Origin of the sequence: Mesorhizobium sp. WSM4310 (assembly GCF_007003935.1) — a bacterium.
Lineage (GTDB): Bacteria > Pseudomonadota > Alphaproteobacteria > Rhizobiales > Rhizobiaceae > Mesorhizobium.
The window spans coordinates 78,168-92,798 of the sequence record NZ_VFTA01000003.1 but is presented as its reverse complement, the minus strand read 5'-3'; the positions used below and the strand labels follow the sequence as shown (position 1 = coordinate 92,798).

Genomic DNA, 14,631 nt, shown 5'->3' with positions numbered 1-14,631 from the left:
CCGAAAGGATCAACCCGTCTTGCGGGCAGCCTCGGCCGGCAAAGCCGTCACGGGACCAAAAACATCCTCGAAGGCTGATTTCAGCGCCAGGTCCAGATCGGCCATGCCGACGGGCAAGCCGAGGTCGACGAGGCTGGTGACCCCGTGCTCCTGAACCCCGCACGGCACGATGCCGCCGAAATGCTCGAGCTCCGGTTCGACATTGATGGCGATGCCGTGGAAGCTCACCCAGCGCCGCAGCCTTATGCCGATTGCCGCGATCTTGTCCTCCGCGGGCGAGCCGTCCGGCAGGGCGGGGCGATCGGGTCGCACCACCCAGACGCCAACCCGGTCCTCGCGGCGTTCGCCGCGCACGTTGAAGGCGGCGAGCGTGCCGATGATCCACTGTTCGAGCGCGGCAACGAAAGCGCGCACGTCCTCGCGCCGCCGCTTCAGGTCGAGCATGACATAGGCGACCCGCTGGCCCGGCCCATGATAGGTGTATTCGCCGCCACGCCCGGCGGCAAAGACCGGAAAGCGATCGGGCTCGATCAGGTCCTCGATGCGGGCGCTGGTGCCTGCGGTGTAGAGCGGGGGATGCTCGACCAGCCAGACCATTTCGCCGGCGGCCCCGCTGCGGATCGCCTCGGCCCGCGCTTCCATGAAGGCCAGCGCATCGGGGTAGGCTGTCAGGCCGGGCTCGATGCGCCACTCGACCGGCGCCGATCCGGGGAGAGGCAGGAACGACGTGGCGATCTGGCTGCGTTCTGTCATGGGTCTTCGTTATTGTTCGTGCGTGCCGCGATCCCAAAACCGCCTCGCACTTTTGGGCAACATGCATCCGCCTTCCATATGGCGATATCGGGTGCAAACGTCCAGTTCCGCATGCTCATTCCGATCCTGTGGGCCGATATGCCAATCGGTTGAGATTATTGCGCATCGCGCACTTGTTTCGCCGGAAACGATTTGCTACACGCCGCGAGCCGGTCGGTTCCGGCTCCTACCACGTGCGGTCGTGGCGGAATTGGTAGACGCGCAGCGTTGAGGTCGCTGTGGGGCAACCCGTGGAAGTTCGAGTCTTCTCGACCGCACCAAATTTCCTGAAGCAAGCCTTCGGACGCCTTGAGATAACCTCCGGCAATCTGGGATCATCAGACCCTGAATAGGGCGCGCCGCCCTTCCTATAAGGGCCGGACCTCGGGCCCATTCGGCAGATCGACGGTCACGACGAGGCCGCTTGGCTGATTGTCGCGCAACTCGATCTTGCCGCCATGGCCCTGGATGATGTCAGCCACGATCGAGAGACCCAGACCAAAACCGTGTTTCGACGCGACGCCGCGCGACATGTCCTCCTTGAAGAAGGGTTCGAAAACGCGGGAGCGCGCCGTCATCGAAATGCCGGGCCCATCGTCGCCCACCGCGATGCGCGCTGCCGTGTCGGTCTGGGTCAATGCGACGGTGACGTTGCCGGCGAATTTGACCCCGTTGTCGCACAAATTGGTGATGGCGCGCGCCAGCGCATTTGGTTTGCACCAGCCCAGAAGCCTGTCCGGCCCGGAATAGGAAACCGAAAACCCGACATCAGAGAATTCGGCGCAGACGGTTTGCAGCACGCTGGCAATGTCGGCCCGCTGCAGCTTTTCCATCGAGACGTCGTTGCGCAGATAGGTCAGGGTTTCGTCGATCAGATCTTCGATGTGCTGGACGTCGGACAATATGCCGGTTCGAACGGGGCCGTCATCCATGCGCTCGGCGCGAAGCCGCAGCCGGGTCAACGGCGTGCGCAGATCATGACTGACGCTGCGCAGCATGCGGGTGCGGTTTTCGATCATGGTGCGGATGCGCGTTCGCATCCTGTTCAGCGCGTGCGCCAGGCCGACCATTTCGATGGAGCCGCGCTCGGCGAAAAGCTCGTTGCCATTCTCGATCTCGGCTTCCCCCACTGCGTTCGAGATGCGCTTCAACGGCTCCGTCACGGCCCAGACCGCAAACAGCCAGATCAGCACGGGCAAGGCGATGAAAGCCATGAACCTGTAGAACGAGACACGGACGAAGCCTGATGTCAGCCAGGAATCGGGCATGCCGAAATGCGCCAGGACGCTTTGCCGGTCCAGATCGATGACAAACGCGTATTGGCCGCCGATCCTTTTCCAGCGCCCAGGGATCGAGCCGCTCTCGATCTGGAGAAGCCATCCGATGCTTCGCCATTGCAGATAGGAATCTGGAATATCGCTGATCTGTTCCCTGGGCAGGATCTTGAAATCAAAGCCGGCGCGCGTCGCCGCAGCCAGAACGGCGCCGCGGGCTTCGGTTGGTGTTTCGCGCAACAAGGCAGCGACAACCGCCGCCCGCCTGGCGCTATCTTCAACGACAGGAAGGTCGATATTCGCTATCAAACCCTCGACGACCGATCCGACGGACATGATCGCGATCACCGCGATGAAAATGATCGCCGCGAACTGCCCACGCACCGACTGCGGCAGGAAACGGCGGACCAAGCGCCTCACGCTTCCTCCACCGTGGCGGTGAAGATGTAGCCACCCAGCCGTACAGTCTTGAGAAGAACCGGATCGCGCGCGTCCTTTTCGATCTTCTGGCGGATCCGGCTGACATGGACGTCGACGCTTCGCTCGATCGGGCCGGCAAGCCCGGCATGGGTGACGCTGAGAAGCTCCTCGCGCGACAGAACCCGGCCCGCATTGCGGCAGAACGCCAGCAGCAGGTCGAATTCATGCGTCGTGGTCGCAACCCGCGCATTGCTGGGATCATGCAGTTGCCGGCGAACGGGATCGAGGCGCCAGCCGTTGAAGCGAAGCACCTTTGTGCGGTCGCGTTCGTCGGGAGCGTAAGCCGTGCGGCGCAGCAACGCCCTTATCCTTGCCGTCAGTTCGCGCGCGCTGAACGGTTTGGTCACATAATCGTCGGCGCCGATTTCCAGTCCGAAGATGCGGTCGATTTCCTCGCCAAGCGCCGTCAGCATCAGGATCGGAACGTTCGTTTGCGCACGAAGCCGGCGGCAGATGCTGAGGCCGTTCTCACCAGGCAGCATGATATCGAGCACGATGAGATCGAATTTCTGGTTGCGAAGCGCGGCGTTCATACGGGCGCCGTTGGCGGCGATTTCCACGATCATGCCGTTTTCCGTCAGCGTCTCGCCGAGCATGCGGGCGATCTCGATATCGTCTTCGACAATGAGGATATGCGGGCCTTGCCTCGGCGATTTGAACTCGGCGTTCAGATCGATCCGGCTGGAGCCTACCGCGGCCTGCATTGTATTATGTGTGGGCATCAAAACCGATATCCGACGAGAAGCATCCCCGAGGGCTGGACCTTGTCGACGACAACAGGGCTGTCGGCAGCGTCCCCCATAAGAATGCCGACCCCCGCCTGGCCACGCACCATCCAGTTCCGATTGAGCATATATGTGGCGGAAATCGAAAAATCGGCGCGCTTCAACCCGGCGCCGGCATCATAACGCGCCAGCCCTGAGCGAGCCGACTGCTCCGGCGTGACGCCGAAATAGGCCTGCATGTATTTCTCGTCGGCGAAGATGACCGATGCGCCGGCGCCGACAATCAACGATTGGGAGAGAGGCCGCGTCACCTCGATGCCAAGCGTGCCCTGCACGCCGTCGCTGCCGCCGATGGTCTTGTCCAGTTGCGCGAAGATTTCCGCTGGACCGAATTTCACCGCCGCCTTGGCGCCGACGACCGCGCCCATGTCGACATCCCCCAGGCCGCGCAGATGATCGGCAACGTCCTCCTTGCGGCCCATGTCGTACCCAAGCCGCGCGCCGAGTTCGAACGGCCCGTGTTGATAGAGGGCGACGTTGGCGCCCGTCGGATCTACCCTCACCGTGTCGAGGAATGTCGCCGATATGAAAGGCACCGGCATGACCTTGAACTCGTTGCTGCCCTCATATTTGGGGACGATGATGGCGCCGCCGCCCAGCACGACATGCCAGTCGGCCAGTTTCTGTTCGAAGCGCCCGAAACGCGAAGGATCGGGCGGCGGGGTCAGATCCTCGGTGTCGACGGCGATGGCGTCCGCCGCCTGCGCGATCTGCGACTGCGTTGAAAACAGGATTGCCATCGCCGCGAGAGAGGCCCGGCCGGCGAAGAGTCCAGAAACCATTTTGAACATGCATGCTCCAGAGCAGAGAGGCAGTAAGAGCCCCCGATGATCCGGACTATTTCAGGTGAAAATGGCTGCATGCGTGAAGTGATGTTAAGTCTTGTTGCGCAATCTTGGCCTGATCTTGGCTCCTGTAGGCCGCTCGAATGTTTGGAAGAGACCATTGGGCGGCGTATTCCGGTCCCGCCCCGTGCTCGGCAACGGCCCGCAGGGCCGAGTGTTGGTGGAGGTTATGCCGCCTTCTTCATCCGCGCCAGCGTATCGGCAACCACCTCGCCAAACGACGACGGCGTCGGTACGATGATCACCCCGGCCTCCTTCAGGATTTCGACCTTCTCTTGCGCCGACTCGCCGAAGGCGGAGATGATGGCGCCGGCGTGGCCCATGCGGCGGCCTTTCGGGGCGGAGAGGCCGGCGATGTACGCGATGAGGGGCTTGCGCATGTTGTCGCGTGCCCAAATCGCGGCTTCAGCCTCTTGCGGTCCGCCGATCTCGCCGATCATCACCACGGCGTCGGTCTCGTCGTCCTGCTCGAACAGTTTCAGCATGTCCTTGAAGGAGGAGCCGTTGATCGGGTCGCCGCCGATGCCGACGCTGGTCGACACGCCGATGCCGAGCGCCTTCATCTGCGAGGCGGCTTCGTAGCCAAGCGTGCCGGAGCGGCCGACAATGCCGACGCGGCCGGGCAGGTAGATGTTGCCGGGCATAATGCCCATCAGCGCCTGTCCAGGGGTAATCATGCCGGCGCAGTTCGGGCCGATCAGCCGCATGCGGTCCTCGTAGCGGTAGCGGCGCATGTAGCGCTTGACCTGCATCATGTCCTGCGAGGGGATGCCGTCGGTGATGCAGACGCAGAGTTTTATGCCGGCATCCGCGGCTTCCATGATCGAATCGGCGGCGAAGGGCGGCGGCACGAAGACGATGCTCGCCTCCGCGCGGGTCTCGCGCACCGCGCCCTTGACCGTGTTGAAGACGGGCAGGCCGAGATGCGTCTGGCCGCCCTTGCCGGGGGTGACGCCACCGACCAGCTTGGTGCCGTAGCGTTTCATGTCCTCGGCATGGAAGCTGCCGATCTTGCCGGTGAAACCCTGGACGATGACGCGGGTGCTGCGGTTGAGCAGGATTGCCATTTTCTCGACCTCCCTCAGGCTGCTTTTTTCTTGGCGGCCGCGCGCCAGGCGGCGACGGCTTTTTCGGCGGCTTCGGCCAGCGTGTCGGCGACGATCACCGCCTCGCCGGAATCGGCCAGGATGCGGCGCCCTTCCTCGGCCTTGGTGCCGGAGAGCCGCACCACCAGCGGCACGGTGACGCCGACCTCGCGGATCGCCTTGACGACGCCCTCGGCGACCCAGTCGCAGCGGTTGATGCCGGCGAAGATGTTGACCAGGATGGTCTCGACATTCTTGTCGCCCAGCACTGCCCGGAAGGATTTCGCCACCCGCTCGGGCGAGGCGCCGCCGCCAATGTCGAGGAAGTTGGCCGGCTCGCCGCCGGCGATCTTGATTATGTCCATCGTCGCCATGGCGAGACCGGCGCCGTTGATGATGCAGCCTATATTGCCGTCCAGGCCGACATAGGAGAGGCCACGGTCGCTGGCGAAGGTTTCGCGCGGGTCTTCCTGGCTCTTGTCGCGCAGTTCGGAGATTTCCGGCCGCCGGAACAGGGCGTTCTCGTCGAACGACATCTTGGCGTCGAGCGCCACGAGATTGCCGTCGCGGGTCACCACCAGCGGATTGATCTCGAGCATCGAGGCGTCGTAGTCGCGGAACACCTGGTAGCAGCTGAAGATGGTCTCGGTGGCCTTGCCGATCAGGTCGTGGTCGAGGCCGAGCCCGAAGGCGATCTCGCGGGCCTGGAAACGCTGCATGCCGACGCCGGGATCGACCGTGGTGCGCAGGATGGAATCGGGGGCCTTCTCGACGATGTCCTCGATCTCCATGCCGCCGGCGGCCGACGCCACGATCATGACGCGCTCTTCCTTGCGATCGAGCACGAAGCCGACATAGAGCTCCTGGGCGATGTCGACGGCTTCCTCGAGGTAGAGCCTGGAGATCAGCTTGCCGCGCGGTCCGGTCTGCTGCGTCACCAGCTTGCGCCCGAGCATGGCTTCGGCGGCGCTGGAGATTTCCTCGTCATTGGCGCACAGCTTGATGCCGCCGGCCTTGCCGCGCGCGCCGGAATGAACCTGCGCCTTCAAGACCCATTTGCCGCCGCCGATCTCGCGCGCCCGGTAGGTCGCCTGTTCGGGGCTGTAGGCCAGCCCGCCGCGCGGCACATGCACGCCGTGGCGAGCGAGCAGTTCCTTGGCCTGATATTCGTGGATGTCCATTGTTGTCCTCCCGTAACTTTCAATGCGTGGCGACGCGCGGCTCCCGTTGGTTAAGTTGGCCGGCGCGTTCGATGGCTTCGTTGACCACCAGAACGTTCCTCGCCATGCGCTCCGACGCGGCGTCGATCATCTTGCCGTCGAGTGCGGCGGCGCCTTTGCCCAGAGCCTCGGCTTCCTTGAGCACCTCAAGGATGCGCCTGGCCCGCGCGACCTCCTTTTCCGGCGGCGAGAAGACGTCGTTGGCGAGCGCGATCTGCGAGGGGTGGATCGCCCATTTGCCTTCGATGCCCAGCGCCGCGGCGCGTTTGGCCCCGGCGATGTAGCCCTCGGGATCGGAGAAATCGCCGAACGGCCCGTCAATGGCGCGCAGGCCATAGGCCCTGCAGGCAACCGTCATGCGCGACAGGGCGAAATGCCACTGGTCGCCGGGATAGTCGGGGTTGAGGCCGCCAATGTTGACGGTGCGCGCCTTGCAGCTTGCGGCATAGTCGGCGACACCGAAATGCATGGCTTCCAGCCGGCCGGGCGTCGCGGCGATCGCCTCGACATTGGCCATACCGAGCGCCGTCTCGATCAGCGCTTCGAGGCCGACGCGGGTCTTGAAACCCTTGGCCATCTCGATCTGGTTGACCATGGCCTCGACCATGTAGAGGTCGGCCGGCACGCCGACCTTCGGCACCAGGATGGTGTCCAGCCGGTCGCCGGCCTGTTCCATGACGTCGACCACGTCGCGGTACATGTAGTGCGTATCCAGCCCGTTGATGCGCACCGAGACGGTCTTGCCCTTGGCGCGCCAGTCGATGTCGTTGAGCGCCTGGATGATGTTCTTGCGGGCGCGTTCCTTGTCGGGCGGGGCGACCGCGTCCTCGATGTCGAGGAAGACGAAGTCGGCGGCGCTGTTGGCTGCCTTGTCGATCATTTCCGGGCTGGAGCCGGGAACCGCCAGCTCGCTGCGCTGCAGCCGCAATTTCTTCAAATGGTTGATGGTGTGGCTCATCGTCGGCTCCCTCAGGCGGCTTCGGCGACCGGCACGGCGGCCGAGGCGCGGAAATGCTGGATGGCGGCGCCGACGCCGGAGCCCGGCGCCAGCCTGACGCCGCAATCGAGCAGCGCCATTTCGGCCGCCGACAGCGAGGCGAGCACCATCACCTCGTTCAGCCAGCCGAGATGGCCGATGCGGAAGACCTTGCCCATCACCTTGTTGAGGCCACCGCCGAGCGAGGTTTGGTAGGTACGGTAGGCGCGCTTGACGATGTCGGCGCTGTCGATGCCTTCCGGCACCAGAATGGCGCTGACCGTATCGGAGTGCCATTTCGGCGCCTTGGCGCAGAGTTTCAGGCCCCAGGCGTCGACCGCCTTGCGCACGCCTTCGGCGAGGCGATGATGGCGGGCGAAGATGTTGCCCAGCCCTTCCTCGGCGATCAGGTCGAGCGAGGCGCGCAGGCCGCGCAGCAGCTGCGTCGCCGGCGTGTAAGGGAAATAACCGGCATCGTTGGCGCGGATCATGTCCTCGAAGGAGAAGAAGCAGCGCCGGTGGGTGGCGGTTCGCGAAGCGACAAGCGCCTTCTTGCTGACGGAAAGGAAACCGAGGCCGGCGGGCAGCATGAAACCTTTCTGCGAGCCGCTGACGGCGCAGTCGACGCCCCATTCCTCCTGGCGGAAATCGATCGAGCCGATCGACGACACGCCGTCGACGAAGAGCAGGGCAGGGTGGTTGGCATCGTCGAGCGTGGTGCGGCAGCCGGCGACATCGCTGGTCACGCCGGTCGCCGTCTCGTTCTGCGTGCAGAAGACGGCCTTGATGCGGTGCGCCTTGTCCGCCTTCAGCCGCTCGGCATAGAGCTCGAGCGGCACGCCGGTGCCCCATTCGCAGTCGATGACATCGACCTCGAAGCCGAGGCGCTCGGCCATGTCGACCCACAGATGCGAGAACTGGCCGAAGCGCGACATCAGCACGCGGTCGCCGGGGCTGAGCACGTTGGTCATCGCCGCTTCCCAGGCGCCGGTGCCCGAGGACGGGTAGATGAAGACGCGGCCGGTCTCGTTCCTGAAGACTGTCTTGATGTCCTCGAACAGCGGCAAAGTCAGATCCGGGAAAGATGCGGCGCGCATGTCCTCCATTGGGAGGTTCATCGCCTGCCGGACCTGTTCGGGGATGTTGGTCGGTCCGGGAATGAAGAGATGGGTGAAACCGGCCATGGTGCGAACTCCTCCTGATCCAGCAAAGCGGTGGGGGGAGTTTCGTTTCGACGGCTAAAGCCAACAACACCTTGGCGGGTAAGATCTCGCCGCGCGCGGGTGGGGCGGGCCTACCCGGTTGGCCTACCCGAAAGGCTGCTTCTGGGTGCGCCTCTCGCGCGCATAGAGCGCGACGGCCATCGCCCGGTTGCGGACGTCGAGCTTGTCGTAGAGATTCTTCAGGTGGTACTTCACCGTGTTCTCGGAAATGCCGGTCCGCGTGGCGATCTGCAGATTGGTCCAGCCGTCGGAAAGCACCGCCAGCAGCTCGCGCTCACGCACCGTGAGCTGCGCGAGCGGCGTGTCGTTGACCTTGTTGATGTCGATATAGGGGATGCAGATGCGGCCATGCGCCACTGCCAGGATCGTGTCGAAGATGATGGCCGGATCGTCGAACTGAAAACAATAGCCCTGCGCTCCCAGCCGTACGCATTGCTTCAGGATGCCGATGTCATGGTCGTTGGAAAAGACGGTGATGCGCACGTCGAGCTTGCGGCTCTGGACCTCGGCCAGCACATCCGCGCCGTCCATGTCGGCGAGCTTCCAGCCGATGATTGCGACGTCGAATCCGCCCTTCGCCGCCAGATCCAGGAATTGCTTGCCGCTCTGCACGCTGCCCAACAAGTCGAACCGGCCATCGCATTCGAGCATCTCGCGCAGCGCCGATATGACGAATGGATTGCGTTCGGCGACGACAATGCGCATGCGCCGGTCGCCAATTGCCTTGCTCGTTTTCCCGGGCTTGCTGTTCAAGGGCCGTTTTTGTCCTGGGGTGGTTGTGCCGCAACTCCGAGGTCAGGCTTCAGGCCTGGACCCGTACCATGACAATTCTGCCCCAATCGCGCGGGGGTGCTCTTTCCCCAGCGACATCGGCTGTCGCGCCGCCTGAAGCCGCGATTCGCTGGTTGCTGATGGGACAGGCGCCGCCAGGGCAGACATCCGGCGATACGCTCACCACGTGGCATGGAACCAGCGTTTCGTTTGATATTCCGTGCCTTAGAGCGATAAGTTCTCAAATCGAATCGCGTCTGCAGGCGAGGTGCATCGAATTTTCGCGAAACCGGTTTCCGCTTTAAGGTCCGATGCTCTAGACCTGAGACACGATTTTTCCGGGAATGGCGGGAGGCGCTGTTGGAGGACAAGCAGACGATCTCCGCCAAGGCGGCCGACGACATCCACGCTGACATCTATGGCGAGGACGGTGCGGTCCTTTCGTCCTTCCTTGCCCAGATCGGCGCCGCGATCGCCGACCGCGATACGCCGACCCTCAAGCATGAAGTCGACCATCTCCACCAGTCGGAACTCGGCGACCTGATCGAGGCGCTGCATCCCGAACAGCGGCGAGCCCTGGTCGAACTGCTGGGCGCCGATTTCGACTTCTCCGCGCTGACCGAGGTCGACGAGGCGATCCGCATGGAGATCGTCGATCACCTGCCCAATGCGCAGATCGCGCAGGCGGTGCAGGAACTCGATTCCGACGACGCCGTCTACATTCTCGAAGACCTTGAAAAGGAAGACCAGGACGAGATCCTGTCGCAACTGCCGTTCACCGAACGGATCAGGCTGCGCCGTTCGCTGGACTATCCCGAAGAGACCGCCGGGCGGCGCATGCAGACGGAGTTCGTCGCGGTGCCGCCGTTCTGGACGATCGGCCAGACCATCGACTACATGCGTGAGGACAAGAACCTTCCCGACCGTTTCAGTCAGATCTTCGTCATCGATCCGACCTTCAAGCTCGTCGGCGCCATCGATCTCGACCAGATCCTGCGCACCAAGCGCGCGGTCAAGGTCGAGGATGTCATGCATGAGACGCGCCACGCCATTCCGGCGACCATGGATCAGGAAGAGGCGGCGCGCGAATTCGAGCAGTACGACCTCTTGTCGGCCGCCGTCGTCGACGAGAACGAGCGGCTGGTCGGCGTGCTGACCATCGACGATGTCGTCGACGTCATTCAGCAGGAGGCCGAGGAAGACCTGCTGCGCATGGGCGGCGTCGGCGACGAGGAACTCTCCGACACGGTGTTTGCAACCTCGCGTTCGCGCGTTCCCTGGCTGCTCGTCAACCTTGTCACGGCATTCCTGGCGGCATCGGTGATCGGGCTGTTCGACCACACGATCGAGCGGATCGTGGCGCTCGCCGTGCTGATGCCGATCGTCGCCGGCATGGGAGGCAATGCTGGTTCGCAGACCATGACCGTCACCGTACGGGCGCTGGCGACGAAGGATCTCGACATCTACAACGCCGCCCGAATCATCCGCCGCGAAATGGGTGTGGGCTTCATCAACGGCGTTGTCTTTGCCGTTTTGATCGGCATCGTCGCCGCCCTGTGGTTTCGTGATCCCAATCTGGGCGGGATCATCGGCGCGGCGATGATCATCAACATGTTCGCGGCCGCCCTTGCCGGTATCCTGATCCCGCTCATGCTCGACCGATTCAAGATCGATCCCGCCGTGGCGTCGGCGGTTTTCGTCACCACCGTCACCGACTGCGTCGGCTTTTTCGCCTTCCTCGGCCTCGCAAGCTGGTGGTTCGGCGTCAGGTAGCCTCAATTGACTTTTACGTAAATGCCGTGCGAGGCTCGTGCGGGGGCCATGTCGATTCCGGCGGGCAAGGGTTTGGTTCGGGACGGGAGGCAGCGCCGCCTGGCGTTGCCCCGGGGTTCGGGCATGGAGCGACAATGCGGGAATATTACTCGATCACCGAACTGACCCGCGAATTCGACGTGTCGACGCGGACGCTGCGTTTCTATGAGGACGAGGGGCTGGTGCAGCCGGTGCGGCGTGGCCGTACGCGGCTGTTTCGCCCGTCCGACCGCCATCTCATCCGGCAGATCATGCGCGGAAAGCGGCTCGGTTTCTCGATCAACGAGATCCGCGAAATCATCCAGATGTACAAGGAGCCGCCGGGCGAGGTCGGGCAGCTGAAGCTGATGATCAAGCGCATCGAGGAAAAGCGCGAGGATCTCAGGCAAAAACGCCGCGACCTCGAGGAAACGCTGGCCGAACTCGACCAGGCGGAGGAGTCCTGCGTCGAGCGGCTGGTTGAGCTCGGCGTCAATACGTAACGCGGCTCAGATCCAGCGCCGCACCATTTTGGCGTAATCGCGATATCTCTTCCCAAACTTCGCCGCCAGCATCTTTTCCTCACGCTCGATGGCGACCTTCTGCGTGGCGAAGGCCGCGATGAACGCCAGCGGCAGGAACCATACGATCCCCGTGACAAAGGCGACGCCGATTAGTAGCAGCGTGTTGGCGAGATACATCGGGTTGCGGGTGACGCCGAATGGCCCTGTGGTGACGAGGTGGTCCGGCACTGCATTGGGGTTGAGCGTCGTTCTGGCCCGGACCATGGTGCGGATGGCGGTGAACCAGAGCGCCGCGACGGCGAGCAGCGCCACCCAGCCGGCCGCGAACAGCAGGTCGCCCAGCAGATCGCCGATCCAGGGCAGCGGATAGAGCAGGCCGAGAATGACGCTGATGGCGATTGCTGCGACGTAGATCACCGGCGGCCACGGTATCACGCCGGGCTTCGGCTGGGTTCCGGTCATTGCGTTCCTCCCTCGTTCATCTTGTCCTCGGTCTGGCCCGTGCAGCTGGCGGCCAGATCGCCCAGATGCGCTCGGAATTCCGCAGTCTGGTCGTTGTTCTCGAGCCGATCAAGCGCGGCCTCGCCCTCGAGCGTCGTCAGCATGCAACTGCAATAGCTCGAACAGAAGGTCGCGTTGCGCGTCTGCTCACATGAACGCTGGCAGGTTTTCAGGAAATTGACCTGCACGGTTTCGACCTGAGCCGGCATGACTTGCGAGAACAGCCAGACGCAGCCGATCAGCAGCGGCTGGTGGATCAGGTAGAAAGCGAGGCTGTGGCGGCCGATGAACACCAGCGGATTGGCCCAGCGGCCTGGCATGAGGTTCGCCAGGCGGACTCGCAGGCCGGAGGCTGAGACGAGTTTCGTCACCCCGATGCCGACAAGCACCGCGCCGAACCACGGAAACAGCGGCACATAGTCGTTGGAGCGTGGGTTGATCGCCGACAGGCCGATCCACCACAGCCAGGGATGGTCCAGCGCTTCGAAGCGCAGATAGACGGGCGCGGCGATGACCAGCGCGGCAACGACAAGGGTCAGCAGGGCGGGCAGCCGCAGGAAGGCGAGGCCGAGCAGGCTGGCGAGCGCGATCTCGTGCAGGATGCCGAAGAAGATGAATCCGTCCGGCGTCGCGATACGGGTTACCACCGAAATGGCGATCGCCGCTCCGGCGACCATGGCAAAACGTTTCCAGAAACCGTTCCAGCGGATTTGCTGGCCGTGCGCGAGGTAGAGGCTGACGCCGACCAGGAACAGGAAGGTCGAGGCAATGCAGCGCGCGTAGATCTTCCACCAGCCGAAGGCGGTGAGGCCTGGATCGGTATAGCCGAAGAATTCCAGGTCCCAGGTGAAATGGTAGCTCGCCATGGCCAGCAGCGCGATGCCGCGCACGATGTCGATGGCGACGATGCGCCTGGATGGCTCCGGAACGGGTGCGGTCGGCGTATGGATGGTCATGGTCTCGCGATCTGATTCAGCCCCGCGTGAGAACTATCACGGTTGGACCGGACAGAAGAAGCCGGGGCGTTGGATCAAGCGACGCTTTAGGCCAGTGCCGGGAAGTCGTTGACCGACTTCGCTTTTCACGGCCTATGCGTCGGTTTCCTCTTAATCGTCCGGGAACGGCCAAGGCAGATTTGGCCGGTGATTCTGCTTTGGGGAAGCAATGTCCACCCATGTGCGCCATCCAATCTGGCTCCCGGCCCTCAGGGCCGCGGATGCGCGCACCTTCGCCTCGCTTTATGCGGTCGAATCCTTTGCCCGCGCCACGGTGTCGAGCGTCATCCCGATCCAGGCCTACGAAATCCTGCACAATGAGCAGATCGTCTCGATCCTCTACACCATCGTGGCGCTGCTCGGCCTGTCGGTAACCTTGTTCATGCCGATGCTGATCCGCCGCTTTGCCCGGCGCTGGGTCTACACCGCAGGCGCCTGCCTGCTCGCCATCGGCTCGCTGTTCTTCGTCACCCACACGCTGGCCGGGCAATTGGCCGGGATGCTGTGCCGTGTCATGGGGGCCAGCGCGCTTTCGATCACGCTCAACCTCTACATCATGGACCACATCCGCAAGACCGACTTCATGCAGGCCGAATCGCTGCGCATGGCGTGGTCGATGTTTGCCTGGACCGGTGGGCCGACACTCGGCATCTTCCTCTACACGCGCTTCGGTATCTATGCCGCGCATGGTGCGGTGGCGGTGTTCGCGCTAGCGCTCTTGGCGCTGTTCTGGACCTATCGGCTGGGCGACAATCCGTCGATCCGGCCCGGCAAGACACGGCCGGCCAATCCGCTCGCCAATATCGGCCGCTTCGTCGCGCAGCCCAGATTGAGGCTTGCCTGGCTGATCGCCTTCGGCCGCTCCTGCTTCTGGACGACGTTCTTCGTCTATGGGCCGCTGTTCATGGTGATCACCGGCGAGGGCAAGCTGGCCGGCGGCCTGCTGGTTTCGGCGGGCAACGCATTGCTCTTCATGGCGATCTTCTGGGGCAAGGCCGGAAAACGCTTTGGCGGCCGGCGCACCATGACATTCGCTTATTTCGCCATGTCGGCGATGCTTTTGGCGGCAGGCACGGTCGGAGAGAGCGTCCCGCTGCTCACCGGCGCGTTCCTGCTGTGCGGCGCCTTCTTCACCATAGCGCTCGACGCGCTGGGCTCGACCGCCTTCATGCGTTCGGTGCGCTCCTATGAACGGGCGCAGATGGCGGCGGTCTACCGCACCTATCTCGATTTTTCCGAACTGACGCCGCCGCTGGTCTATTCGGTGGTGCTCGCCTTCTTCGGGCTGGGCTCGGTGTTCGTCACGCTTGGTCTGCTCGCGGCGGTTTGCGGTTTTGTCACGTGGCGATACCTGCCGAAGTCACTGTGA

The 14,631-nt window shown here is 63.6% G+C and carries 14 protein-coding genes and 1 tRNA gene; 4 read left to right on the top strand and 11 right to left on the bottom strand.

Features of this window, described 5'->3' with window-relative positions; all coding sequences use genetic code 11:
• Nucleotides 1-9 precede the first annotated feature (9 nt).
• Nucleotides 10-753 carry a lipoyl(octanoyl) transferase LipB gene (gene lipB / locus FJV80_RS05320; protein WP_142875744.1) on the bottom strand — a complete coding sequence of 248 codons (744 nt, stop codon included), beginning with the start codon at nt 751-753 and terminating at the stop codon, nt 10-12.
• Nucleotides 754-988: 235 nt separating this feature from the next.
• Between lipB and FJV80_RS05315 the strand changes: the two genes are divergently transcribed.
• Nucleotides 989-1,073, top strand: a tRNA-Leu gene (locus tag FJV80_RS05315).
• An 87-nt stretch (nt 1,074-1,160) separates the two neighbouring features.
• Here FJV80_RS05315 and FJV80_RS05310 read toward each other — a convergent pair.
• From FJV80_RS05310 to FJV80_RS05275, 8 genes are all read right to left on the bottom strand, one after another.
• Nucleotides 1,161-2,486 (bottom strand): HAMP domain-containing sensor histidine kinase, encoded by a 1,326-nt coding sequence (locus FJV80_RS05310; RefSeq protein WP_142875743.1) that lies wholly within the window; start codon nt 2,484-2,486, stop codon nt 1,161-1,163.
• Complete coding sequence (locus FJV80_RS05305) at nt 2,483-3,250, bottom strand: response regulator transcription factor (protein WP_185975144.1); 768 nt, start codon at nt 3,248-3,250, stop codon at nt 2,483-2,485. The genes FJV80_RS05310 and FJV80_RS05305 overlap by 4 nt, the downstream gene beginning before the upstream one ends.
• A gap of 17 nt (nt 3,251-3,267) precedes the next feature.
• Nucleotides 3,268-4,122 carry a MipA/OmpV family protein gene (locus tag FJV80_RS05300; protein WP_142875742.1) on the bottom strand — a complete coding sequence of 285 codons (855 nt, stop codon included), beginning with the start codon at nt 4,120-4,122 and terminating at the stop codon, nt 3,268-3,270.
• A 221-nt stretch (nt 4,123-4,343) separates the two neighbouring features.
• Nucleotides 4,344-5,243 carry a succinate--CoA ligase subunit alpha gene (gene sucD, locus FJV80_RS05295; protein WP_095773005.1) on the bottom strand — a complete coding sequence of 300 codons (900 nt, stop codon included), beginning with the start codon at nt 5,241-5,243 and terminating at the stop codon, nt 4,344-4,346.
• A gap of 14 nt (nt 5,244-5,257) precedes the next feature.
• Nucleotides 5,258-6,442, bottom strand: a complete 1,185-nt coding sequence (locus tag FJV80_RS05290) for a malate--CoA ligase subunit beta (RefSeq protein WP_142875741.1) — start codon at nt 6,440-6,442, stop codon at nt 5,258-5,260.
• 19 nt (nt 6,443-6,461) lie between these two features.
• A complete protein-coding gene (locus tag FJV80_RS05285; RefSeq protein WP_095787392.1) occupies nt 6,462-7,439 on the bottom strand; it encodes a CoA ester lyase in 978 nt (325 codons plus the stop codon).
• A gap of 11 nt (nt 7,440-7,450) precedes the next feature.
• Nucleotides 7,451-8,641 (bottom strand): aminotransferase class V-fold PLP-dependent enzyme, encoded by a 1,191-nt coding sequence (locus tag FJV80_RS05280; protein ID WP_142875740.1) that lies wholly within the window; start codon nt 8,639-8,641, stop codon nt 7,451-7,453.
• Nucleotides 8,642-8,764: 123 nt separating this feature from the next.
• Nucleotides 8,765-9,385 carry a response regulator transcription factor gene (locus FJV80_RS05275; RefSeq protein WP_095773001.1) on the bottom strand — a complete coding sequence of 207 codons (621 nt, stop codon included), beginning with the start codon at nt 9,383-9,385 and terminating at the stop codon, nt 8,765-8,767.
• Between the two features lie 426 nt (nt 9,386-9,811).
• Between FJV80_RS05275 and mgtE the strand changes: the two genes are divergently transcribed.
• Together mgtE and FJV80_RS05265 are read left to right on the top strand one after the other, a co-directional pair.
• On the top strand, nt 9,812-11,224 hold the full coding sequence (mgtE, locus tag FJV80_RS05270; RefSeq protein WP_095787393.1) for a magnesium transporter: 1,413 nt from the start codon (nt 9,812-9,814) through the stop codon (nt 11,222-11,224).
• 134 nt (nt 11,225-11,358) lie between these two features.
• Nucleotides 11,359-11,745: a MerR family DNA-binding transcriptional regulator gene (locus FJV80_RS05265; RefSeq protein WP_006203215.1), complete on the top strand. Its 387-nt coding sequence runs from the start codon at nt 11,359-11,361 to the stop codon at nt 11,743-11,745.
• Between the two features lie 6 nt (nt 11,746-11,751).
• On the opposite strand, the gene FJV80_RS05260 is transcribed toward FJV80_RS05265, so the two are convergent.
• A complete protein-coding gene (locus tag FJV80_RS05260; RefSeq protein WP_142875739.1) occupies nt 11,752-12,228 on the bottom strand; it encodes an isoprenylcysteine carboxylmethyltransferase family protein in 477 nt (158 codons plus the stop codon).
• Nucleotides 12,225-13,223 carry a DUF1624 domain-containing protein gene (locus FJV80_RS05255; RefSeq protein WP_142875738.1) on the bottom strand — a complete coding sequence of 333 codons (999 nt, stop codon included), beginning with the start codon at nt 13,221-13,223 and terminating at the stop codon, nt 12,225-12,227. Before FJV80_RS05255 ends, FJV80_RS05260 begins: the two co-directional genes overlap by 4 nt.
• A 208-nt stretch (nt 13,224-13,431) precedes the next feature.
• Here FJV80_RS05255 and FJV80_RS05250 point away from each other — a divergent pair, with 208 nt between their 5' ends.
• Entirely contained in the window at nt 13,432-14,631 is a 1,200-nt protein-coding gene (locus FJV80_RS05250; RefSeq protein ID WP_095787396.1) for an MFS transporter, read from the top strand.

What these genes read in the sequence shown, in the direction of transcription:
- FJV80_RS05305 (WP_185975144.1), bottom strand. Translation starts at nt 3,250, where the DNA reads ATGCAGGCCGCGGTAGGCTCCAGCCGGATCGATCTGAACGCCGAGTTC.
- FJV80_RS05300 (WP_142875742.1), bottom strand. Translation starts at nt 4,122, where the DNA reads ATGTTCAAAATGGTTTCTGGACTCTTCGCCGGCCGGGCCTCTCTCGCG.
- FJV80_RS05260 (WP_142875739.1), bottom strand. Translation starts at nt 12,228, where the DNA reads ATGACCGGAACCCAGCCGAAGCCCGGCGTGATACCGTGGCCGCCGGTG.
- FJV80_RS05265 (WP_006203215.1), top strand. Translation starts at nt 11,359, where the DNA reads ATGCGGGAATATTACTCGATCACCGAACTGACCCGCGAATTCGACGTG.
- FJV80_RS05290 (WP_142875741.1), bottom strand. Translation starts at nt 6,442, where the DNA reads ATGGACATCCACGAATATCAGGCCAAGGAACTGCTCGCTCGCCACGGC.
- FJV80_RS05280 (WP_142875740.1), bottom strand. Translation starts at nt 8,641, where the DNA reads ATGGCCGGTTTCACCCATCTCTTCATTCCCGGACCGACCAACATCCCC.
- FJV80_RS05275 (WP_095773001.1), bottom strand. Translation starts at nt 9,385, where the DNA reads ATGCGCATTGTCGTCGCCGAACGCAATCCATTCGTCATATCGGCGCTG.
- FJV80_RS05285 (WP_095787392.1), bottom strand. Translation starts at nt 7,439, where the DNA reads ATGAGCCACACCATCAACCATTTGAAGAAATTGCGGCTGCAGCGCAGC.
- FJV80_RS05250 (WP_095787396.1), top strand. Translation starts at nt 13,432, where the DNA reads ATGTCCACCCATGTGCGCCATCCAATCTGGCTCCCGGCCCTCAGGGCC.
- sucD (WP_095773005.1), bottom strand. Translation starts at nt 5,243, where the DNA reads ATGGCAATCCTGCTCAACCGCAGCACCCGCGTCATCGTCCAGGGTTTC.
- FJV80_RS05255 (WP_142875738.1), bottom strand. Translation starts at nt 13,223, where the DNA reads ATGACCATCCATACGCCGACCGCACCCGTTCCGGAGCCATCCAGGCGC.
- lipB (WP_142875744.1), bottom strand. Translation starts at nt 753, where the DNA reads ATGACAGAACGCAGCCAGATCGCCACGTCGTTCCTGCCTCTCCCCGGA.